This is a genomic window from Streptomyces sp. NBC_01465, from assembly GCF_036227325.1.
In the GTDB taxonomy this organism is placed as follows: domain Bacteria; phylum Actinomycetota; class Actinomycetes; order Streptomycetales; family Streptomycetaceae; genus Streptomyces.
Map to the genome: position 1 here is coordinate 8,725,902 of NZ_CP109467.1, position 20,501 is coordinate 8,746,402.

The 20,501-nt window shown below is 68.5% G+C and carries 21 protein-coding genes and 2 pseudogenes; 7 read left to right on the forward strand and 16 right to left on the reverse strand.

What is annotated here, in order from left to right:
* Positions 1-138: 138 nt before the first annotated feature.
* Positions 139-891 (reverse strand): annotated as a pseudogene (locus tag OG707_RS40465) (transposase family protein).
* A gap of 138 nt (positions 892-1,029) precedes the next feature.
* On the opposite strand from OG707_RS40465, the gene OG707_RS40470 reads away from it, so the two are divergent.
* Positions 1,030-1,602 (forward strand): barstar family protein, encoded by a 573-nt coding sequence (locus OG707_RS40470; RefSeq protein ID WP_329127059.1) that lies wholly within the window; start codon positions 1,030-1,032, stop codon positions 1,600-1,602.
* 128 nt (positions 1,603-1,730) lie between these two features.
* Here OG707_RS40470 and OG707_RS40475 read toward each other — a convergent pair whose 3' ends face one another.
* The 5 genes from OG707_RS40475 to OG707_RS40495 form a co-directional block, all read right to left on the reverse strand.
* Entirely contained in the window at positions 1,731-2,486 is a 756-nt protein-coding gene (locus tag OG707_RS40475; RefSeq protein WP_329128227.1) for a class I SAM-dependent methyltransferase, read from the reverse strand.
* Between the two features lie 513 nt (positions 2,487-2,999).
* On the reverse strand, positions 3,000-3,764 hold the full coding sequence (locus OG707_RS40480) for an aspartate/glutamate racemase family protein (RefSeq protein WP_329127062.1): 765 nt from the start codon (positions 3,762-3,764) through the stop codon (positions 3,000-3,002).
* A gap of 124 nt (positions 3,765-3,888) precedes the next feature.
* Positions 3,889-4,890, reverse strand: a complete 1,002-nt coding sequence (locus OG707_RS40485) for an ornithine cyclodeaminase family protein (RefSeq protein WP_329127064.1) — start codon at positions 4,888-4,890, stop codon at positions 3,889-3,891.
* The gene (locus OG707_RS40490; RefSeq protein ID WP_329127066.1) at positions 4,887-5,798 is read right to left on the reverse strand and encodes an ABC transporter substrate-binding protein; all 912 of its coding nucleotides are present in this window, start codon (positions 5,796-5,798) and stop codon (positions 4,887-4,889) included. The genes OG707_RS40485 and OG707_RS40490 overlap by 4 nt, the downstream gene beginning before the upstream one ends.
* A 71-nt stretch (positions 5,799-5,869) precedes the next feature.
* Positions 5,870-7,345 carry an MFS transporter gene (locus OG707_RS40495; protein WP_329127067.1) on the reverse strand — a complete coding sequence of 492 codons (1,476 nt, stop codon included), beginning with the start codon at positions 7,343-7,345 and terminating at the stop codon, positions 5,870-5,872.
* Positions 7,346-7,499: 154 nt separating this feature from the next.
* Between OG707_RS40495 and OG707_RS40500 the strand changes: the two genes are divergently transcribed.
* Entirely contained in the window at positions 7,500-8,216 is a 717-nt protein-coding gene (locus OG707_RS40500; RefSeq protein WP_329127068.1) for a FadR/GntR family transcriptional regulator, read from the forward strand.
* 155 nt (positions 8,217-8,371) lie between these two features.
* On the opposite strand, the gene OG707_RS40505 is transcribed toward OG707_RS40500, so the two are convergent.
* Both OG707_RS40505 and OG707_RS40510 read right to left on the reverse strand, forming a co-directional pair.
* Positions 8,372-9,226 (reverse strand): ABC transporter permease subunit, encoded by an 855-nt coding sequence (locus OG707_RS40505; RefSeq protein WP_329127070.1) that lies wholly within the window; start codon positions 9,224-9,226, stop codon positions 8,372-8,374.
* Positions 9,223-10,143: an ATP-binding cassette domain-containing protein gene (locus OG707_RS40510; protein ID WP_329127072.1), complete on the reverse strand. Its 921-nt coding sequence runs from the start codon at positions 10,141-10,143 to the stop codon at positions 9,223-9,225. Before OG707_RS40510 ends, OG707_RS40505 begins: the two co-directional genes overlap by 4 nt.
* A 260-nt stretch (positions 10,144-10,403) precedes the next feature.
* Here OG707_RS40510 and OG707_RS40515 point away from each other — a divergent pair, with 260 nt between their 5' ends.
* Genes OG707_RS40515 through OG707_RS40530 form a run of 4 tightly spaced genes read left to right on the forward strand, consistent with a single transcriptional unit; the run spans position 10,404 to position 13,905 of the window.
* Positions 10,404-11,801 carry a glycosyltransferase gene (locus OG707_RS40515; protein WP_329127074.1) on the forward strand — a complete coding sequence of 466 codons (1,398 nt, stop codon included), beginning with the start codon at positions 10,404-10,406 and terminating at the stop codon, positions 11,799-11,801.
* Positions 11,798-12,517, forward strand: coding sequence for a polysaccharide deacetylase family protein (locus OG707_RS40520; RefSeq protein WP_329127076.1), 720 nt, complete (start codon positions 11,798-11,800; stop codon positions 12,515-12,517). Before OG707_RS40515 ends, OG707_RS40520 begins: the two co-directional genes overlap by 4 nt.
* 44 nt (positions 12,518-12,561) lie before the next feature.
* Positions 12,562-12,927, forward strand: a complete 366-nt coding sequence (locus OG707_RS40525; protein ID WP_329127078.1) for a BlaI/MecI/CopY family transcriptional regulator — start codon at positions 12,562-12,564, stop codon at positions 12,925-12,927.
* 3 nt (positions 12,928-12,930) lie between these two features.
* The gene (locus OG707_RS40530) at positions 12,931-13,905 is read left to right on the forward strand and encodes a M56 family metallopeptidase (RefSeq protein WP_329127080.1); all 975 of its coding nucleotides are present in this window, start codon (positions 12,931-12,933) and stop codon (positions 13,903-13,905) included.
* 16 nt (positions 13,906-13,921) lie between these two features.
* Here OG707_RS40530 and OG707_RS40535 read toward each other — a convergent pair whose 3' ends face one another.
* Positions 13,922-14,311: a BlaI/MecI/CopY family transcriptional regulator gene (locus OG707_RS40535; protein ID WP_329127082.1), complete on the reverse strand. Its 390-nt coding sequence runs from the start codon at positions 14,309-14,311 to the stop codon at positions 13,922-13,924.
* A 182-nt stretch (positions 14,312-14,493) separates the two neighbouring features.
* On the opposite strand from OG707_RS40535, the gene OG707_RS40540 reads away from it, so the two are divergent.
* Positions 14,494-15,330, forward strand: coding sequence for an undecaprenyl-diphosphate phosphatase (locus tag OG707_RS40540; RefSeq protein WP_329127083.1), 837 nt, complete (start codon positions 14,494-14,496; stop codon positions 15,328-15,330).
* A gap of 20 nt (positions 15,331-15,350) precedes the next feature.
* Here OG707_RS40540 and OG707_RS40545 read toward each other — a convergent pair whose 3' ends face one another.
* The 7 genes and pseudogenes from OG707_RS40545 to OG707_RS40575 form a co-directional block, all read right to left on the reverse strand.
* On the reverse strand, positions 15,351-16,028 hold the full coding sequence (locus OG707_RS40545; RefSeq protein ID WP_329127085.1) for a response regulator transcription factor: 678 nt from the start codon (positions 16,026-16,028) through the stop codon (positions 15,351-15,353).
* A complete protein-coding gene (locus OG707_RS40550; protein WP_443071456.1) occupies positions 16,025-17,350 on the reverse strand; it encodes a sensor histidine kinase in 1,326 nt (441 codons plus the stop codon). The genes OG707_RS40545 and OG707_RS40550 overlap by 4 nt, the downstream gene beginning before the upstream one ends.
* An 88-nt stretch (positions 17,351-17,438) precedes the next feature.
* Positions 17,439-18,287, reverse strand: a complete 849-nt coding sequence (locus tag OG707_RS40555) for an ABC transporter permease (protein WP_329127086.1) — start codon at positions 18,285-18,287, stop codon at positions 17,439-17,441.
* On the reverse strand, positions 18,287-19,222 hold the full coding sequence (locus OG707_RS40560) for an ABC transporter ATP-binding protein (RefSeq protein WP_329127088.1): 936 nt from the start codon (positions 19,220-19,222) through the stop codon (positions 18,287-18,289). Before OG707_RS40560 ends, OG707_RS40555 begins: the two co-directional genes overlap by 1 nt.
* A gap of 289 nt (positions 19,223-19,511) precedes the next feature.
* Entirely contained in the window at positions 19,512-19,799 is a 288-nt protein-coding gene (locus OG707_RS40565) for a hypothetical protein (RefSeq protein ID WP_329128245.1), read from the reverse strand.
* A 7-nt stretch (positions 19,800-19,806) separates the two neighbouring features.
* Positions 19,807-20,043: pseudogene (locus OG707_RS40570) on the reverse strand (MFS transporter); the annotation flags it as partial.
* 8 nt (positions 20,044-20,051) lie between these two features.
* Positions 20,052-20,501: an ArsI/CadI family heavy metal resistance metalloenzyme gene (locus OG707_RS40575; protein ID WP_329127090.1), complete on the reverse strand. Its 450-nt coding sequence runs from the start codon at positions 20,499-20,501 to the stop codon at positions 20,052-20,054.

Here is a 20,501-nt window from a genome sequence, read left to right on the forward strand (position 1 = left end):
CTCGGCATCGCGCCGGGTCGGGGTGCGCTGTCAACTCGCGGCAGTTGCTTCGGTGCGGGCGCGGGTGACGACCAGGTGATAGAGGCTGCTGATGGCTCACCACATCCCGCAGGAAAGCGTAGGGAGCCTTTTCCAAGCTCACGTTGAAAATTGGTGGGGGACGACTGCCTTCACGATGCCGGTGATCAGGTTGGTGCTGCAGCGGAGCTTCCGCAAGAGTCGTCAGCCCTTCAGCACGGCAATGGCCTGCTCGCCGACGCAGCGGATCTTGGCGTGACGGCTGTTGTGCCGCCGCTTCCAGCGGTTGCGTCGGCGGCCCTGGTAGGGGACTCGGATGTGCTGGCCAGTGCCTTGGTACGCCCTTGTCCGCCCAGCACTTCAGTCCCGCGGCGGCGAGCGCGTCGACGATGCCATGGCTTCGGGCAGCGGTCAGGTCGTGGGTGGCTCCGGGCAGGGCTGGCGATACCCAGAGCAGTCGGCCGAACGGGTCGGTGAGGACCTGGATGTTCATGCCGTGCCGCTTGTGTTTTCCCGAATATTAGGGGGTGTCGGCGGCGACCCGATCGATCGGCAGCAACGTGCCGTCCAGGATCACGAACGCCTTCGCCCGGGCCGTCTCCATCACCTCCGCCAGGGTCGGTGCAAGAGCGGCCGAGACTTCGATGGCCTCGCGTATGTACCGGTAGGCGATCGCGATACCAATTCCGAACCCAGCGGCAAGCTGGGCACAGGTGTCACCGCACCAGAGGTGGCCAGGGCGAGCAGGCCCTGGCGGTCGGTAGGTAGTCATCGCCACCGGGTACCGAGCTCCCGTCGCCGAACAGCGAGCCGCTCAGTCAGGAGCTGCAGGCCACGGCTGGACAGATCGATCGACGAGGGGTAAGTAAGCACAGGAAGCTCCTGGCGGGCACGGGCGATCTTGGTCGAGAACGCGTCTACCAGGAGCTTCATCGCTACGTACAGCCCTCGACCCCGAACAGGCGGACGTCGCTGTCAGGTTGCACGCGAATGCGCCAGGAAGGGTCAGATGTGGCCTCGTTCGATGTAGCCAAGCCGGAGACGCCCTGGGTCATCTTCGGGCCTCGCGAGGCGGTTGAATTCGAAGAGCAGATCGCGGCTCTACGAGCTGCGGGTGGTCGGGTGTACGAGGTGCATGCTCGCGATCTGACAGATGAGGCCGGTGTGCTTGACGCCTTTGCTCGGGCGGTCGGAGTCCCCGGCTATTTCGGCTGGAATTGGGATGCTCTGGTCGACTGCCACGATGACCTCCACGAGGCCGTCACGGGCGGGGTGGGCATCGTCATGGTTGTCCACGGAGCCGATCTGCTGCTCGGAGCGGATCACCTCAAGGTGTTCATGATGGTGCTCTGCCTCGCAGCAGACCGTGCGAACACCGCGGTGGATCCGGATGGTGACCTCAGGAATCAGCCCGTGGTGATCGAGCACTTCGTCTTCCTGCTCGACGATGCCCGGGCCGAGGAGTTCGCCGCGGGGATCAAGGATCCCGACGTTGTCGTCCGTGTGGAGAGTGACTTCCTCACGGTGGCCCTGGACCTTGATGTCTGGCGACCCGAGGCGGCCGGGCGCCCGAAGGTCTCCTGATTCCGGACCGTGCGGGACCTCGTTTGATTCCTCGGTCCAGCCCAGCAACTGGGCTGCTGGCATGTCTGCGTGCATGCCGCCACGGACCCAACCAGGAGGTTGGAAAAGGCTCACTGAGAGTCCGGTGTTTATACCTTGCGCGCGACCACCATGTAGTTCTCGGCCTCAAGGTCGAACGTGCTCAGTTCCGTTTGGAGTCCGGCCCGGTGCAGCTCGTCTTCGAGTTCCTCGTACCGGTAGGGCCAGCAGGACAGCAGTTCCGAGCGGACAAGAACCAACCCGGTCGCATCAACTCGCGCGATCGCAATCTCGATGTGGTGCTCCTCCTCCCAATGCGGCGCAATCTCCCAGCGGTAGACCACGACGGCATCGCGACCGTTCCGGCGGACGAGTCGGTCACTGATCTCCAGCCGGGAACCTCTGGCCCTCACGAGTTCCCAAGTGCGGGATGTGAGTACCAAGCGCCCGCCGGGGCGCAGAAGCCGTGACATCGACTCCAGAGCAGCACCCCTGCCTGTCGCGCCCGTGGCATGGTGAAGCGAGTTGCCAACGCAGAACACCATGTCGAACGTGTTGTCCTGGAAATGGTCGGGCAACTCTTCCCAGTTCGCCCGTACGGCCCGGACGGATGCCCCGAACTCCTCGGACAACTCTGCGGTCCGACGAACCATCGCCTCGCTGGCGTCAGTTGCGACAACCTGCATGCCACGATCGGAGAGGCCAACCGCCAGCTGTCCGGTTCCGCACGAACAGTCGAGGACGTGAGCGTTCGACGGCAGGAGATTGAGGACGTCGTCGAACGACGCAGCGAACTCGGCTGGAGGCAACTTTGCATCCGAGATGAGCCATTCGTACACCTCGGCAAGCACGTCATAGCCCGTCACCACCACTACCTCCGTCACGCGGCAGACTCACGGCAGGACGTCAGTCCATCAGCGGAGCAAGCCTGGCACCAATGGTTTTCGCAAGGATGGCTCTGACGGTGTTTGTCAGTTGTCCGTCTGAGTGGATGTCACCGGCTGGTTGGCTGGGAAGTTGTTCGTGAGAAGTGGTTCTGGCTCACATTCCGTGCAGTTGTCACGGAGAGTCAGATATTCGGAGCCACGCGATGGCGGTCGGGTCTGATGCAGGGTTGGGTGGCTGGTGGCTTATGACGTGATCGGAGAGCGGGTCAATGTGATGCCGGTGCCGTTATGGGTCACCTCGTGACTGGGGCAGTTGTGGGCCAAAGCAGGGAAGTACGCGGACGCGCCCCCGCCGCGAACATCTCAGCAGCCTGGAACCCGCACACGCTCCCGGCGGGCCCGCTCGATCGGGGGCGGGCCAACCCATCGGCATCCCTCATGCCACCGGGATACGTCCACCGTCAGGGGCATCGTCACCTCGAACCGAAAGGATCAGGAGCGGGTTCGCGCCTCGCGAGGGTGCCACAGGCCGAGTTGGGCGCCGAGTGGCCAGGCCGTCATGGGCTTCGGGCGGGGCGGAGCGTAGGTGCGGATCTTGCTCGTGGACAGGCCGAGGCCTGTCAGTGACTCTGCCAGCTTCACGGCGGCGGCCGTTCCGTCGAGGACGGGGACGCCGGCGCGTTCGCGTACCGCTTCCTCCAGACCTGCCATGCCGCCGCAGCCGAGCACGATCACCTCGGCCCGGTCGTCGCGGACCGCGCGGACGGCCTGTTCCGCGATCTCCTTCACCGCGCGGTCCGGGTTCTGTTCGAGCTCCAGAACGGGCAGGCCGCTGGCGCGGACCGAGGCGCAGCGGCCGAGCAGGCCGGCCAGCGCGAGACGGTCCTCGATCTGCGGGACGGCCCGATCCAGTGTGGTGATCACGGAGTACGTACGGCCGATGAGCATGGCCAGGTGGGCGGCCGCCTCGGTGATGTCGACCACTGGGACGTCGAGCAGTTCCTGCAGACCTTCGCGTCCGTGTTCGCCGAAGCCTGCCTGGATCACGGCGTCGTACGGGCCGTCGTAGGCGAGCACCCGGTCCATGACGGCCACCGCGGAGAGGTAGCTCTCCATGTTGCCCTCCACGGACGCGGGTCCGAAGTGCGGTGTCAGCGCCTCGATTTCCGTGCCTGGTGCGGCTGCCTGCCGTGCCCGGGCGGCTATGGCCTCGGTCATGGATTGGGTGGTGTTCACGTTGACGACGAGGACTTTCACGGCTGCCTCCGCAGGGTGGTCGTGGAGCTGGGGCGAACGCTGAGGTGTGTGCTGCCCGCCGACTCGATCCCGGCGAGCGGCGGGCAGCACGTTCAGGGGGCAGGCGCCTCGCGGCGCCGCGCGGTCAGGACAGCTTCAGCTCGGTGCCGAGTCCCTTGCTCCGGGCGATGTCGACCACCAGGCGGGCGGTGGCGATGTCCTGGATGCCGACGCCGACCGAGTTGTAGAGGGTGATGTCGTCCGCCCGTTGTCGGCCGGCCGCGGCGCCGGTGATCACGTCACCCAGCTCGGTGCGGAAGTGCTCGGCGGTGATGGCCCCTTCGGCCACCGGGATCAGTACGTCGCCGGACTCCGCGAGCGCCGTGCCGTAGCTGTCGACCACGACCTTGCTGCGGACGATCCCCTCGGTGTCGATCTCGCGGTACTCGGGGCGCGGCGGTGCCCCGACGGCGTTGATGTGCTGACCCGGCCGGAACCACGCCCCCTTCACCAGCGGCGTGTGCGACGGGGTGAGCGTGCACACGATGTCCGCGCTGCGCACCACCTCCTCCGGAGAAGCACCGATGACGATCTCGACACCTGGCGCGTGCTCCTGGGCGTGCTCACGGAATGCCGCGACCGTCTGCGGGCTGCGGCTCCACACCACGACACGTTCGATGTCGCATACGCAGCGGATGGCCGCCAGATGCGTACGCGCCTGGTTGCCGGCCCCCACCAGGCCGAGGGTACGAGCCGGTGCGGACGGGTCGGCCAGGTGGCGGGTCGCAACCGCCGAGGCGGCAGCGGTGCGGAACTGGGTGATGGCCGCGCCGTGCAGCAGCGCCTCGGCGGACCCGGTGACCGGGTCGACAAGGAGGATCAGCGACTGCTGGGTGGGCAGCGAACGCGCCCTGTTGTCCGGGGTGTCGGCGAGCAGCTTGACGCCGGCGGCGGACTGCGGGCCGATCGCCGCGAGCATCGGCACCAGCAGCGTCGAGGTGCCCGGCACCTCGGCGACGGAGCGCTCGGGCTGCACCGCGGTGCCCGATGACAAGGCTGCGTGTGCCTGTTCCACGGCGGTGACCACCTGCGCCATGTCGAGGGTGTCGCGGATCTCGGCCGTGTTCAGCGCCAACAGCGTGGTCATGAGCGCGCCACCGCGGCTTCCGCGGCCGGCCGCGGGTCGACCAGGTCGGCGTACGGGATGGGCTCGTCGATCAGCCCGTCCTCTGCCAGGATCTGCATCCACTCGGCGTAGCCCTGCTCGTCGATTTGGATGTCGTCCCAGATGCCGCCGGCCCGCAGCTCGTCGATGACCGTGGCGAGGAACGGGGTGTCCAGTTGCGGCCATTCGCGCCTCAGCAGGTCCGAGAGTTCGGCGGCCTCGTGCTCCTTGAGCCAGTCGTATGCGCGCTGCAGCGCCCGGCAGAACCGCCACACGATCTTGTCGTCGCGCTCCAGTACCTGCCGGGTCGTGTAGTAGACGCTGTTGGGCATCGCGCCGCCCACCTCGTGGTGGCGGACGGCGATGTGCGCCTTGCCCGTCCGCTCCAGGAATGCACCGTTGATGGCATCAGTGACCAGGGCATCGCCCATCCCGCCCAGGAACAGCTCGGTGAGCATGGAGCCGGACAGATCCCGCACCCAGCGCATCATGGAGACGTCGGCGCCGGCGCGGCGCATCAGGCCCGCGGTGTGGACATAGGGCGCGGTGCCGCCGGCGCCGGGGGCGATCACGGTCTTGCCCTCAAGGTCCTTGAAATCGAAGTCCGTTACTGGTTCGCGGACTACGAGCACTTTGGGGTTACGGCCGTTGAGCTGGGCGAACGGGACGTACTCGCGCCCGCGCCCGTGGTACATCGCCGGCACCCACAGCCCGCCGAGCACCACGTCGGCGCTCCCGTCCGCGAGGTCGGTCAGGACCTGGGTCCAGTCGTCCGGGGCCGAGCGCGAGAAGTCGAGTCCTTCGTCCTCGTAGTAGCCGAACTCGCGGGCGATGTACTCGGGCAGGTAGTTGGCCCAGTGCGAGGTGGCGGAGACATGGAAGCGTTCCATCGGTGTTCCTTTTCGGTGTGCGGGTTGGTGTGGAGTGGTCGTCAGGCCGGCACGCGGGACTGTTGGGACTGTCATGTCGCGCGTACGGCGTCGGAGTTGATGTCTTCGAGGGGCCTGCCATGGGTCTCAGGAGCGAACCGGGTCGCGACGGCCATCACCGCGTACATCACGCCGATGACCATGAAGACCGCGACGACGCCGGAGCTGTCCAGGAGCAGACCCGCCCCGAGTGGGACCAGGGCGCCGGCGATGTTGCCCTGCACGGCGACCATGGAGGTCCCGAAGGCGCGCACCCGGGTCGGGTACAGCTCAGGTGCCCAGGCGAAGATCGTGCTGTTCAGCATCAGGACGAAGAACTGGAACAGCCCGCCGAGCAGCAGGATCAAGGCCGTGCCATGTGCCAGGAAGCCGAAGGCGAGCGCGGTCAGGCAGGCCGCGACCGCTCCGCTCGTCGTCACAAGGCGGCGCGGCCAGTGCGCGGCGGCGTAGGTGGCGGCGGCGGCACCGAGGAGGCTGCCGACATTCATGACCATCGTGAAGGTGAGGCTCTTGGTGATCGAGTAGCCCTGGTCGACCAGGATGGTGGGCATCAGGACGAGTACGGTGATCTGCGCGCCGAAGCTCATCCAGGACGCCACCCCGAGCGCCGCGGTACGGCGTAGCAAGCGTCCCTGGAAGACCTCCGCGAGCCGCACCTTCTCCGGCTTCGCGGACCCGACGGCGGATTGCGGCACATACTCGATGACCTTGGCACCGGTGTCCTTCAGGCGTCCGGAGGCCAGCCGTGTCAGTACCTGGTTCGCCTCGTCGATGCGGCCGCGCGAGGCCAGGTAGCGGGGGGTCTCCGGAAGGTAGCGGCGGTAGAAGACCACCAGGACCGCGGGCAGCACGAGGAGGCCGAACATCCACCGCCAGCTGTTGTCCGGGCCGCCGAAGAAGGTGCCGAGCGGGCCGAGCACGAGGGCGGCGAAGCCGAAGGAGAGCATGTTGCCCAGGCCTCCGGCGCCGACGTTGAGGGAGGCCACCACCGCGCCGCGGAAGCGGGTCGGCACCAGCTCGCTCAGCAGTGTCATGCCGGCGGCGATCTCCCCGCCGAGGCCGACGCCCACCACGAACCGGCCGACGGCGAGCACCGCGTAGTTCGGGGCGAGAGCGCAGAGCAGGGCGCCCAGACAGTAGAGGAAGAGGTTGAATGCCAGGGCGAAGCGCCTGCCCTTGTAGTCCCCGATGACGCCGGTGGCCACCTTTCCGACGATCATGGCTGTGATCGTGACCGTCTGCAGGAAGGCGAGCTCGGTGGTGGAGATGTGCCAGACGTCCTTGAGCGCCGGGCCGACCGCGCCGAGGGAGTTCTCCTCCATGACATCGAAGAAGGCGCCGAGCAGCACCATCACGAGGATGAGCTTGTGGGCCCGGTTCAGACCGATCGTGTCAAGGGCCCGGCCGACGGACGAGAGTGCGTCCGCTGTGACCGGGGCGGGGCGGGTGTCCACGGCTGTGGCGTGGTCCGCCGGGCTGTGCGTTGCAGGTTCCGAGGCATCATGCATCGGACCGACCCCCTTCGAGAGGATGCGCAGACATGACAGCCGAGCCGGGATCTCGGTCCTCACCACCCGTAGTTCGCGGGGCGGTGCGCGGCCTCAATTCGGCCGCCTGGAGGTATGATTATCAGTCGTCTGATGTTTCCGGGAGGGGTCGGGGATGAAAAAAGTGGAGCGCGTCTCGCTGGTCGAGACAGTCACCCAGGAACTGCGCGAGGAGATCTCCAGCGGAAACTGGGCTCTCGGCCATCGCATCCCGACCGAGGCGGAGTTGGTCACACGGCTGGGCGTCAGCAGGGCGTCGGTCCGTGAAGCCGTGCGCGGCCTCGTCCACGCGGGCCTGCTCGCCACCCGCCAGGGAGACGGCACCTTCGTCGTGGCTACGGACCCCGCGGACGTCGCCCTCCGCCGCCGGCTGACCGACGCGAGCGAACGCGACGTGCTGGAGGTCCGCCGTGGCCTCGACGTCATCGCGGCCAACCTGGCGGCGGAACGCCGCACTTCAGGGGATATCGCCGAGCTGCGGCGCGCGCTCACCGAGCGCTCCGAGGCGAGTGCGGTCCGGGATCAGGCCGCGTTCGTCGCGGCGGACGTCGACTTCCACCTGGGCGTCGCCCGTGCCTCCCACAACGACCTGCTGATCGACATGTACGCGAGCTTCAGCCGCGCACTCGCCGAGAGCGTCCGCGACGACCGCCGCCTGCACAACTTCGCGTCCGACGGCGCCTCGGAACACGACGCGCTCGCCAGTGCGATCGAGACGGGCGACGCAACGGCCGCCGTCTCCGCGGCACTCGGCCTGCTGGACAGCACTGCTCAGCAGGTGCCAGGTGTGTCGTCTTCCGACGTCGCGGCGATGCAGCAGTCCGGGAGGTAGGCGCCGCCCGCGTCCGAAAACGGTGCGTCGCCCCTCGTGCGTAGGTTCTGCGGCTACAGAGGGCACGGCAGACAATTGGCGGAGGTTCGACTCGGACCCAGTTCGGGAGGGGGGCGATTCCTGTCATCGCGAACCTGAACACATCCTGAGCGTCTTCAGACGTCGCGGTGCCGCACGACGACCACAGCGAGTACGACCGCGATGAGCGGCCAGAGCGCGTACACGGCCCACGAACCGGGGACGGAAGCGCTGTGGGCGAGCGAATGGGGATCCGGCGGCCAGTTCTGAACCAAGCGCTTCCAGGCTGTGGCCGGCATCGCGTGACGCATCGCGGCGGACCAGCGTGTGCGCTCCGAGAAGATCGTCGGCAGCATCACCAGGATGAAGGCGCTGGTGACCATGGTGGTGGCGCTGTGTCTGATCAGAGCTCCGAAGCCCAGGCCGATCAGTGCGCAGACCGGGGCCAGCAGGGCGGACGCCACCAGCGCTCGGAGCACTCCGGGATGAGTGAGGGCAACCCCCGCCTGCTGCCTGTTGAGGATGGCTTGGGAGATCAGGAAGCAACCGGTGGAGACGAGAGTGCCGACTGCGGTCCAGAGTGCGGCGGTGACGACTGCCTTGGCCAGTACGACCGCGCCACGGGCGGGGACGGCCACGGTGGTGGTGCGCATCAGGCCGCTGCTGTACTCGCTCACGATACTGAGGGCGCCGACGCTGCCGGCAACCAGCATCAGAGTCATGTAGCCGGGGGCCGGGAAAGCATCGAACACCTGGAATCCCTGATCGGCCCTCGCGGCCGGGCTCAGCGACCGTAGGTTGTCGGCTTCCGCCAGCGCCGCTACAGCGGCGGATCCGATGACGAACAGGGTGGTCAGTACGAGGGTCCACGGGGTGGAACGCAGGGACCGTACCTTGATCCATTCGGAGACGAGCAGGTGGCGGAACCGGACGGCCGGCTCGGCGGCAGCCATGGCCGAGATGTGCGGGGCGGCCGAGGATGGTGTGGTCATCGGGGCTGTCCTGCCTGGTATTCGACGCTGTTGGTGGTGAGTTCCATGAAGGCCGCCTCCAGGGAGGCGGTCCGTGTGGTCAGCTCGCTGAGCTGGATCCGGTTCTCGAAGGCGAGTGCCCCGATCCGGTCCGCCAACAGACCGGTCACGGTGAGCTTCTCCGCGTCCGCCGGCCCCTCCGGCTTGACCTCTGCTCCTGCGGCGGTCAGCACTTCCGTCAGCACGGCGGTCTGCCGCGTGCCTACCACGACGCTGAGGCGGGTGCTGCGCGCGGCGAAGTCCCGTACCGACTCGGCGGCGATGAGCCGGCCCCGACCGATGACGACGAGCTGGTCGGCAGTGTGTTCCATCTCCGACATCAGGTGGCTGGAGAGGAAGACCGTACGGCCCTCGGCTGCCAGGCGCCGGAAGAGGCGGCGCATCCACAGGACGCCTTCTGGGTCCATGCCGTTGACCGGCTCGTCGAACATCAGCACCGGCGGGTCGCCGAGCAGCGCGGTGGCAATGCCGAGCCGCTGCTTCATGCCGAGCGAGAATCCGCTGATGCGGCGGGGTGCGGCTTCGGCCAGGCCCACCTCGTGCAGAACTTCGTCCACCCGGCGTCGTGGAATCCCGTTGCTGTGAGCCAGTGCGGACAGGTGGGCCGTGGCGGTGCGTCCGCCGTGTACCTGGCCGGCGTCGAGGAGGGCGCCGACGTGCCGCAGCCCGCGCGGGTGGCTGCGAAAGGGAACGCCGCTGACGCTGGTGTGTCCGCCGGTGGGCGCGTCGAGGCCGAGGATCATCCGCAGGGTGGTGGTCTTTCCGGCTCCGTTGGGGCCGAGAAATCCGGTGACCTGGCCCGGTCGCACGGCGAAGGAGAGTTGGTCGACGGCGGTTTTGCCGCCGTAGCGCTTGGTGAGTTCGTTGACTTCGATCACAGGGACAACCCTGCCGGGAGGGCCCCGTCCGGTCATGGGGCTGTGGGCGGCAATCGCGCGGCAGCCTTCGCCCGTAGGCGTACGTCCACAGGCTGATCGCGGCGGAGCCGAAGTGCTTCTGCGTCGTCCCAGGTCTGGCGATGCGTCAGGGGGGTGCGTATTCCATTAGCTCTACAACGTGTAGTAGTTTCAGGTGGACGGCCCACGCTCCTGCCTGTTCCTTGCCTGCGAGGCCGAAAACCCCCGGAGGCTGATCCGCTGTGCACGGACGTATCGTCATCATCTCGGCGAGTGTGGGGGCGGGGCACGACGGTGCTGCGGCCCAACTCGCCGACAGGCTCGGGTTGTTGGGGTACGAAGTCGACCGGCATGACTTCCTCGACCTGCTTCCCGCCCGCCTCGGTGCTCTGTTGGCCGGGAGCTACCACCACCTCCTGACCTGGGCACCCTCCGGCTATCAGCGGATCTACGCGGCCACCGGGTCCACAGGCCGTCCCGGCCCCGCGATCCGCCCCCTGCTGCGCGCCGCCGAGCGCCGCACACTGCGTGCCATCACCTCCGACACGGTCGCGGTGATCTCCACGTACCCCGGCGCCAGCCAGGTCCTCGGTGCCCTGCGGCGGCGCGGTCTGCTCGACGTACCCGCGCTCACGTACCTCACCGACTTCTCCGTGCACGGCCTCTGGGTCGCCCCCGGCATCGACGCCCACCTGGCCGCTCACCCGATCCCCGCAGCACAGGCGCACGCCCTCGGTGCGGCGGGCGTGCGGGTGTCCGGCCCGGTGGTCGACCCGCGGTTCGTTCCCGGCGATGCGGAGACCCGGCGCCTGGCCCGCCTTCGTTTCGGCCTGCCCGCGCACACTTCGCTTGCCCTGCTGGTGGCGGGTTCCTGGGGTGTCGGCGCGATTCGGCAGGCGGCCGCGGAGATACGCGAGAGCGGTGTCGCCGTGCCCGTCGTGGTCTGCGGCCGCAACGAGGCCCTGGCCGAGCGGCTGCGCTCCGACGGCATCGACCACGCCTTCGGCTGGATCCGGGACATGCCCGAACTGATGCATGCCTGCGACGTCCTGGTTCAGAACGCAGGCGGCCTCACCTCGCTCGAAGCCTTCGCCGCCGGCCTCCCCACCGCGAGTTACCGCTGCATACCGGGCCACGGCCGGACCAACGCGGCAGCCTTGCAGGAAGCGGGACTTGCGGCCTGGATACGAGACCCGGCCGACCTCAAGTCCGTACTCCTCGACCTCCACGAAGGCGAGGCGGGACAACGCCAACGGGCCCAGGGGCTGGCCCTGTTCACCGGAATGCGCGGCCCCGCCGAGACCATAGCCAGGCACTGCCTCCGCCCCGCCGCGACCGTCGCATCCCCGATCCCCGCAACAAGCCCGGAGAGGGCAACGGTGTTCGCGGCCGAGTACATGAATCGGCTGCGCACCAGAAGGACGCGCCCCGCCACAGCTACCGCACCGGTGCCTGTTCCGTCGCGCCGCACCTTCCGACGCCCCGCCCTCGTGGTTGCCGCACTCGCCTTCACCGCGCTCCTCGGGATCGGCGCTCCACTGGCCGAGGCCTACGCCGACGCACCCTCCCACTTCGCCGCGGTGACGCGCTTCCTGGAAGATCACGACGATCACGAAGGACCTCAAGGACACGTACGATGACCACCGCCCGCCGCCTCCTGGCCACGACGGCCCTCGCCGCCACCGCCCTGCACGCCGGTCCGCTGATCTCCACCTTCGGCCCCCTGCGCAACCGCCTCATGCCCGGCCTCTCCGGCCGCGGGCGCCCCGGGCACGTCGCCCTCACCTTCGACGACGGACCCGACCACCTCTCCACCCCGCACTTCCTGCGCCTGCTCGCCGCCCGGGACATCCGCGCCACCTTCTTCCTGCTCGGTTCCATGGCGGTGCGCTCACCGGGCCTCGTGCAGGAGATGTCCGCGGCGGGTCACGAGATCGCCCTGCACGGCTGGGCCCACAAGCCCCTCCTGCTCCGTGGTCCCCGCGCCACGTACGAAGACCTCGCCCGCGCCGACGGCCTCATCGGTGACCTCACCGGTACCCCGTCCCGCCTGTTCCGGCCGCCGTACGGAATCCTCACCGGCCCAGCCCATCTCGCCGTACGCCGCCTGGATCTCACCCCCGTCCTGTGGACCACCTGGGGCGAGGACTGGCGGGCCAAAGCCACCCCGCGCTCCGTCTACGACACGGTCGTCCGCGATCTGCGCGGCGGCGGCACGATCCTCCTCCACGACTCGGACTGCACCTCGACGACAGGCTCCTGGCGCACCACCCTCGCCGCGCTGCCCCGCCTTCTCGACACCTGCGCGGAGCGCGGCTGGGAGGTCGGCCCGCTCCGAGAGCACTACACGGCGTAGTAGTTTTGGCGGTGACGACCGCGAGAACACAGGGGAGCGGACCCATGGAGACAGGACGACGAGCGCCCGGCGAGCTGGAGAGCGAAGTCCTTGCCGCGCTGTGGGACGCGGGGGAGCCGGTCGGCGCGGGGGTCGTACGGGAGAAGGTGGCCGGCGACCCCGCGTACACCACCGTGCTCACCATCCTTTCCAGGCTGTACGACAAGGGGCTGGTCACCCGCGAGCGCGCAGGCCGGGGCTACCTCTACACCCCCGTACGCGACGAGGCCGGACACGCCGCCGCCGGGATGCGCGACCTCCTGGAGCGCGGCGGCGACCGGGCCGCCGTACTGGCCCGCTTCGTCTCCGAACTCCCCGCCGAGGACGAGCAGTTGCTGGAGCAGTTGCTGCGCGGCCAGAGCGAGGACTGACCCGTGCTGATCAGCCTCACCCTGCCCCTCCTGGGCAGCGCTGCCCTCGCGCTCGCCGCCCCCGCGGCCGCCCGCAGACTGCCGCCCCGCACCGCCGCCTGGTCCCTGACCTGTGCGGCCGTGGTCGCGGCCGGCGCTTGGGCGACGGTCCTCACGATGCTCGCGCTGACCCTGATCGGGCAGATCCCGCTGATCGCCGCCGAGGGGGAGTGGTCACCGAGCGCCCTCGCCCGGGCCACCCCGGTCGACCGGCCGGTCGCCGCCGCCTGCGCGGGCGCGGTGCTGGCCTGCGCGATCACCCTCACCGTCGTCTCCTGGCGCAACGTCCGCGTCCTCCTCGACGCCTGGCGCGAGTGCCGCGCCCTGCCCGCTGCCGGCGACCTGGCCGTCGTCGACGATCCGGTGCCCACCGCCTTCGCCCTGCCCGGAGCCCCGGGCCGCGTCGTGGTCTCCTCCGGGATGCTCCGGGCGCTCGACGCCGACGAACGCCGCGCCCTGCTCGCCCACGAACGTGCCCATCTCCGCCACCGCCACCACCTCTTCCTCCTCGTCCTGCAACTGGCGGCGGCGCTCAACCCGCTGCTCCGTCCACTGACCCGCACCGGGACGTACGTCATGGAGCGCTGGGCGGACGAGTCCGCCGCGACCACGGTCGGCAGCCGCAAACTCGTGGCGCACGCCGTCGCCCGAGCCGCCCTGGCTGCCAAACGCGCCCCCACGGCAGCCCTGGCAGCGGTCGGCGGCCCGGTCCCGCAGCGCGTCCAGGCCCTGCTCACCCCGCCGGCCCCGCTGCGCCGCGGAGTGGTCACATCCCTGGCCGCCCTGATGGCGATCTGCTGCCTCGCGCTCGCCCACGCGGGCAGCGACATCGACCAGGTCTTCGACACGGCCTCACCGGAACACCCCTGCCACGTCACCACCTCGCAGCAAGAACCCCGATCCCACGCGCAGCGCCCTCACTGGTGTCACCAGGAGTAGGTGCGGCACCCTTCACCTACGACTCGGTGGAGTCCAGCAGCCGGCGCAGCAGTTCCTCGTCGTCGTCGGAGAGTTCGTCCACGAAGTGGGCCAGGACGGATGTCCGGTCGTTTCCGCTCCGCAGGACTTGGTGCATGTGTTTGGCGGTCAGACCGGACTCATCGGTGACGGGTGTGTAGGTGTAGCCGCGCCCGAGCGGAGTGCGCTTCAGCACTCCGCGGTTGAAGAGACGGGCGAGGGTGGTGGCCACCGTGGTGTGAGCCAGCGGGGTGGTCAGGCGTTCCGTCACTTCGCCGGGGGTCAGAGCCACTTCGGAGGTCTGCAGCAGCGTGAGGATTTCCGCCTCCAGCGCCCCGTTGGCGCGGCGTTTGCCGCCTGTGCCCGGCGGTCGATGGCTGGCGTTCACGGTGCCCTCCCTGCATGAGCGGTCTTCACCGTACCCACTGGACTTCTATTCGCGAATCGAAGATACGCTGTGCGTCCGGCGTGCCGCGCACGCTGGTCGGTCGGCGGGGCCGCTCGATTTCGAACCCATCGTCTCCGGCATCAGAAGTCCGCCATGGCTACGTCAAGTGAAGGTGTCGGCGCATGAGCGCGATCAATGTGGGTCAGGCCGCGATCCTCGGTGTGGTGGAGGGGGTGACCGAGTTCCTGCCGGTCTCCTCGACCGGACATCTCAAGATCACCGAGGGGCTGATGGGCATCCAGGTGGATGACACGTCGGTGGTCGCTTTCACCGCCGTGATCCAGGTCGGAGCCATCGCCGCAGTCCTGCTGTACTTCTTCAAGGACATCGTGCGGATCGTCTCCGCCTGGGGCCGAGGGCTGGCGAACCGCTCCGAACGTCAGCACCACGACTACAAGTTCGCCTGGTGGGTCATCTACGCCACCATCCCCATCGTGATCGTCGGCCTCGCGGCGAAGCCGTTGATCGACGGGCCGCTGGCCTCCCTCTGGGTGGTGGCCGCCTCGTTGATCGTCGGGAGCATACTGATGTGGGCGGCCGACCAGATGGGCCGGCACAAGCGCGGCGAGCAGGACATCACCTTCAAGGACTCCATGCTGGTCGGCTCCTCACAGATCCTGGCCCTGCTCTTCCCCGGCTTCTCCCGCTCCGGGGCCACCATGTCCACCGGCCTCATCCTCGACCTGGACCGCGTGGCCGCCACCCGGCTCTCCTTCTTCCTCGGCATTCCCTCCCTGACCGGTGCGGGCCTGTACGAACTCAAGGACGCAGTCGGCGCCGGCATGGACGTCACACCACTCATCGTCGGCACCGTGGTGTCGTTCGTCGTCGCCTATGCGTCGATCGCCTGGCTCCTGAAGTTCGTCGCACGGCACAGCTTCAACGCCTTCGTCATCTACCGGATCATCATTGGCGCCCTGCTGCTCGCTCTGCTGGGCACCGGCGTCCTCAACGCCTGACCGATGGACGCGTACGCGTCCTAATCGGGCGGCTGGGGCCGTGTGAGGCCGAGATCGTACGCAAGGATCACGGCCTGGATGCGATCTCGCGCTCCTACCTTGGCAAGTACGCGACCGACGTGTGTCTTGACCGTGGACTCGGCGAGCACCAGACGCTCGGCGATCTCGCCGTTGGTCCAGCCCTGACCGACGGCGACCAGGATCTCCCGTTCCCGTTCGGTGAGGGCCCGGTATCGCGGGTCTGCCTCGGCCTGCCGTCCTTCGGGCCCAGCCAGCAGGCCGTCGGCGTAGGTGTCCAGGAGACGCCGTGTCAGGGCCGGCGCGATGACCGCATCCCCCTTGGCGACGGATCGGATCCCGGCCAACAGCTCCTCCGGACGGGCGTCCTTGAGCAGGAAACCGCTGGCGCCCGCGCGCAGTGCTGCGTGCGCGTATTCGTCCAAGTCGAAAGTGGTGAGCACGAGGACCTTGGACGGCCCTCCTTCGGCGACGATGCGGCGGGTGGCTTCGATACCGTCCATCCCCGGCATACGGATGTCCATGAGGACGACCTCGGGGCACAACTCGGCGGTGCGACGTACGGCTTCGGCTCCGTGAGCGGCCTCACCTACCACGTCGGTCTCGGGCGCGTTCTCCAGGAGCATGCGGAAGCCGAGACGCTGCAGTGGGTGGTCATCGACGATCAGAACAGTGGTCATGTGGTGGTGCCTGACGGTTCGGGGAGCGGGGTGAGATCGAGAACGGCCTCCACGGTCCACCCGGTGCCGGGGCCGGGTCCTGCGTTGAGCGTGCCCCCGTACAGGGCAGCACGTTCGGTCATCCCGGCCAGCCCGTGCCCCTCGGCTTGCGGTGGCCGGAGTCGGCCGGCCCCACCAGGAGGGCCTGAGTCCTCGACACGGATGCGCAGTTGACCGGGCTCGACGCTGACGCTGACCTGCGCTTGTGCGTGGGGGCCGGCATGTTTGAGAGTGTTGGTGAGGGCTTCCTGAACGATCCGGTAGGCCATCAACTGCAAGCCCCGGTCCAGGGCTCCCGGGTCGCCGTTGAAGCGGTATTCAACATGCGGTCCAGCTGCACGGATACGGCTGAACAGCTCTTCGAGGTCGCTGACTCCGGGCTGTGGGGCAAGCTGAAGGGAATCCGTACGCTCGCGCAGCGCACCGAGCATACGGCGCAGTTCTCCCAGGGCCGTGCGGCCGGTGTCACCGATGAGGACCAGGGCTTGTTTGCCTTGTTCGGGGGCGGCTTCGACCGCGTACGCGCCACCGTCGGCCAGCGTGATGATGACGGACAGGTTGTGACCGACGATGTCGTGCATCTCCCGGGCGACCCGGGCACGTTCGGTGATGGCAGCCAGCCTGCTGCGCTGGTCGCGCTCGATCTCCAGACGCGCCGCGCGCTCACGGAGTCCGGCCAGCTGTGCACGGCGGATCCGTACGGCAAAACCCAGCGCGATGGCGGCGACCGCGGTGCTGCACAGGAAGAACAGAGCGTCCGGCGTGGATACGGCGCCGGCGAAACGCCAGGCGACCAGACCCAGGGCGCCTGCCATACCGGCGCACGCCCAGGGCAGGTGACGCAGACGACCGTGCAGCACCAGGCTGTAGAGGGCGACGAGCAGGGCTGCATCCGCGCGCAACCAGACTCCCAGCGACCACTGGAGCAGGAACACCGCCAAGATGGCGGTGAATGCCACTGTGGGGTTCCTGCGTCGGTAGAGCAGCGGCAGTACGAGCCCGGCTTGCAGCGCCAGGGTCCCGGCCAGCGGGAGGTGGGTGAAGTCGATGCGGATTTCGTCCGGGCCGCCGGGATGTCCGACGAGATCGGGCACGCACAGCACCAGGAACGCGCAGACCACGACCGCCGTGTCGAGGCCCCACGGGCACCTGCGATCGACGCGGCGCAGCCGCTGAGCGGCGCGGGATCCCCACGCGACCAGCGGATGGCCCGCGAGGAGGTCCGCATCCGCGTACGGCTGATCGCCATGCGTTCCGGCGTGGACGGCGGCGTCGTTCGTCAAGGTGACTCTGTCTTCTGTGAGGGGGCGACTGCCGCCGCGGGCCTGCCCGGAGGACAGCCCCGCGGTACGGCACCTCAGAACTGCAATGTCAGGCGTCCGTGCGTACCAGGCGCCATGCGGCACCGGCCAGCGCCAGCACGGTCCAGCCGAAGAAGACCGTGAGTCCCGCTCCAGGCGAGAGTACGTCGGTGCCGTGGTGCAGGGTGAACATGGCCTCGCCCGCGTTGCTCGGCAGGTAGGGGCTGATGTTGTCCTGCCAGGAGGTGGGCAGCAGGGAGACCAGACCGGGAACCAGCATCAACGAGGCGACCAGTACGGAGATCCCGCCGGCCACCGACCGCAGCAATGCCCCCAGTGCGGTACCGATCACCCCGACGAGGCCAAGGTAGAGACCGGCACCCAGCAGAGCGCGCACCACGCCGCCGCCGGAGATCGTGAGCGCTGCGGGCGTGCCGTCGACGATGCCACTACCGATCAGAAAGGTGGCGAAAACACCCACCAACGCCATGAGGAAAGCGACTCCGCCGAAGACCGCGGCCTTCGCCCAGAGCACCGGAAGACGGCGCGGGACAGCGGCCAGGGTGGAGCGGATCATCCCGGTGGAGTACTCGCCCGCGGTGACCAGGACACCCAGGACGCCGAGGGCGAGCTGAGCGAAGTTGGTGCCGAACAGGGAAAGGCTCAATGCTGTGGACGACGCGAAGTCCGGGTCCATGTGCCGACCGGAGTCGATGCGCGACTTGTACTGGGCGGCCGCGATGAGACCGAAGGCCACCAGGAACACCAGTCCCAGGCCGAGGGTGATCCAGGTGGAGCGGAGCGTCCAGAGTTTGGCCCACTCCGAGCGCACGACACGGGGGCCGGTGACCTTGTACGCGGGATGGGCAGTCGGCGGCGCGGGAACTGTGGTGGTATCGGTGACAGTTGCGGAGGACATCAGGCGGCACTCCCGGTGAGGTCGAGGCCGGTGGTTGCGTGGTACTCGACAGCGTCGCGTGTGAGGTCCATGAACGCCTGCTCGAGTGAGACCGTGCGATCGGTGAGTTCGAAGAGGGCGATGCCGTGTTCGGCGGCCTTGTAGCCGATGGCCCGGGCGGTCATGCCGATAACGTTCAGCTCTTCGGAACCCGCCTGCCCAGATATTGCGATGCCAGGTCCCGCGAGGAGCTCTCGCAGACGGGCGGGGTCGTCGGTGGCCACCCGTACCGAGTCGCCGCCCGCTTCACGGACCAGGTCCTTGACTGTGGTGTCGGCCAGCAGGCGACCGCGTCCCACGACGATGAGGTGATCGGCAACCAGAGCCATCTCGCTCATCAGATGGGAAGAGACGAAGACCGTGCGTCCCTCGGCGGCGAGCCCGGTGAGCAGGTTGCGGATCCACAGCACGCCCTCGGGGTCGAGACCGTTGACCGGCTCGTCGAGCATGACCGTGGCGGGATCGCCGAGCAGCGCGGCCGCGATGCCCAGCCGCTGGCCCATGCCGAGCGAGAAGGCGCCCGCGCGCCGCTTGGCCACCGACTGCAGACCGGTCAGCTCGATCACCTGCTCCACCCGGCTGCGCGGAATCCCGTGCGAGAGGGCGAGGGCGTTGAGATGGTTGAACGCGGAGCGCCCGGGATGGATCGACTTGGCCTCCAGCAGAGCGCCGACTTCCTGCAGCGGGGCGGAGTGCTGGGCGTACTGCTTGCCGTTGACGGTCACGCTGCCGCTCGTGGGAGCGTCCAGTCCCACGATCATGCGCATCGTCGTGGACTTGCCCGCGCCGTTCGGGCCGAGGAACCCGGTGACGGTCCCCGGCCGGACGGTGAACTCCAGCCCGTCGACCGCGGTCTTCTCCCCGTACCGTTTCGTCAGACCGTGTGCCTCGATCATTGCTCACCCTCACGTCGTGGCGGCCGAACCGTCCCGGCCTCTCGGTCGAAACGCTACGGGCGCAGGCGTCGAGACTCGTGCTACCAGGGATGGAACCAGTGCTCGCGAGGGTGGTACCGGCGTACTACGCGCCCTACTCGCTGCGACATGCGGCAGGGGTGCGGACACCTTGGGGTACGGGATCGGGAAGGGTGAACCGGTTCGAGAGGGACAGTCACCGGCGCGATCCGGTGACCGTGCAGGCTGGCGTCGTCGTGAGCGCCGAGGTCACGCTCGGTGTGCATGAGCGTCATCGCCCTGCCCGGCGCCGCCCGTCGGTTGGGATGAAGCGCGCTTCGCCTGATGCTCTGTTTGTGACGCGGCAGCCCTGTTTAGGAATGTCCTGGCCGATCGCCCGGATCACGTTGGCAAGCCACACCAAGTGGTAACCCACGGCCCGGTCCTCGTGAGCAAGTAGATCCTCAAGGTGTTGCCACGACTCCGAAAGCTGCACGATCGTGAGGGCCTGGGGCTCGGCGCCAACGCTGAACAGCTCGTCGGCTGAGACAGACCAGAAGAGGTCTTCCTTGAGTGTCACGGTGGGTCCGGCCGACGGCGATGCCGGCGAAGGCGGAGACGATCAGGGCGAGGGAGAACGCCGCGGTGATCGCGCCCGTGGGTCGGTGCGTGTCGGCGGTGATCTGAGGGTTGAGGACGGGGAAGGCGTAGTAGACGATGCCCCAGCTGGTGATCTGGGTGGCACGCAGAGCGGGGAGTGCGGCGCGCGGCCGTGCCCGACGCCGAGTGCCGGGCACGGCCTGGCCGGTGTGCAGGGCGGTCATCGAGGTGATCAGCAGCAGGTGCCGGCCTCGGCCACCGCGGGTTCGGTCGTGGTGGTGCAACAGGTGCTCTGCGGCTGCTTGGTGAGGGTGTCAGCGTCGGCTTTGACGACGTAGACCTCCCAGGGTTCCTGGCCGGGGCCGTGGACCCAGACCTTGTCCTGGAGCGCGTAGCAGCAGGTGGTGTCGTTCTCCACCGTGGTGTCCATGCCCTGGCCGGCGAGGCGGGTGGTGGCGGCGTGGACGTCTTCGGAGGAGGCGACTTCTACGCCGAGGTGGTCCATGCGGGTGTCCTGCCCGGTCTCCCCCTGGACGAGGACGAGCTTGAGCGGGGGCTCGGCGATGGCGAAGTTGGCGTAGCCGTCGCGGAGTTTGGCCGGCTCGGTGTTGAACAGCTTGCTGTAGAAGGCGATCGAGGCGTCGAGGTCGGATACGCGCAGAGCCAGTTGCACTCGGGACAT

What these genes read in the sequence shown, in the direction of transcription:
- OG707_RS40495 (WP_329127067.1), bottom strand. Translation starts at nt 7,345, where the DNA reads ATGCATGATGCCTCGGAACCTGCAACGCACAGCCCGGCGGACCACGCC.
- OG707_RS40560 (WP_329127088.1), bottom strand. Translation starts at nt 19,222, where the DNA reads ATGATCGAGGCACACGGTCTGACGAAACGGTACGGGGAGAAGACCGCG.
- OG707_RS40540 (WP_329127083.1), top strand. Translation starts at nt 14,494, where the DNA reads ATGAGCGCGATCAATGTGGGTCAGGCCGCGATCCTCGGTGTGGTGGAG.
- OG707_RS40520 (WP_329127076.1), top strand. Translation starts at nt 11,798, where the DNA reads ATGACCACCGCCCGCCGCCTCCTGGCCACGACGGCCCTCGCCGCCACC.
- OG707_RS40575 (WP_329127090.1), bottom strand. Translation starts at nt 20,501, where the DNA reads ATGTCCCGAGTGCAACTGGCTCTGCGCGTATCCGACCTCGACGCCTCG.
- OG707_RS40525 (WP_329127078.1), top strand. Translation starts at nt 12,562, where the DNA reads ATGGAGACAGGACGACGAGCGCCCGGCGAGCTGGAGAGCGAAGTCCTT.
- OG707_RS40490 (WP_329127066.1), bottom strand. Translation starts at nt 5,798, where the DNA reads ATGGAACGCTTCCATGTCTCCGCCACCTCGCACTGGGCCAACTACCTG.
- OG707_RS40545 (WP_329127085.1), bottom strand. Translation starts at nt 16,028, where the DNA reads ATGACCACTGTTCTGATCGTCGATGACCACCCACTGCAGCGTCTCGGC.
- OG707_RS40485 (WP_329127064.1), bottom strand. Translation starts at nt 4,890, where the DNA reads ATGACCACGCTGTTGGCGCTGAACACGGCCGAGATCCGCGACACCCTC.
- OG707_RS40505 (WP_329127070.1), bottom strand. Translation starts at nt 9,226, where the DNA reads ATGACCACACCATCCTCGGCCGCCCCGCACATCTCGGCCATGGCTGCC.
- OG707_RS40555 (WP_329127086.1), bottom strand. Translation starts at nt 18,287, where the DNA reads ATGTCCTCCGCAACTGTCACCGATACCACCACAGTTCCCGCGCCGCCG.
- OG707_RS40500 (WP_329127068.1), top strand. Translation starts at nt 7,500, where the DNA reads ATGAAAAAAGTGGAGCGCGTCTCGCTGGTCGAGACAGTCACCCAGGAA.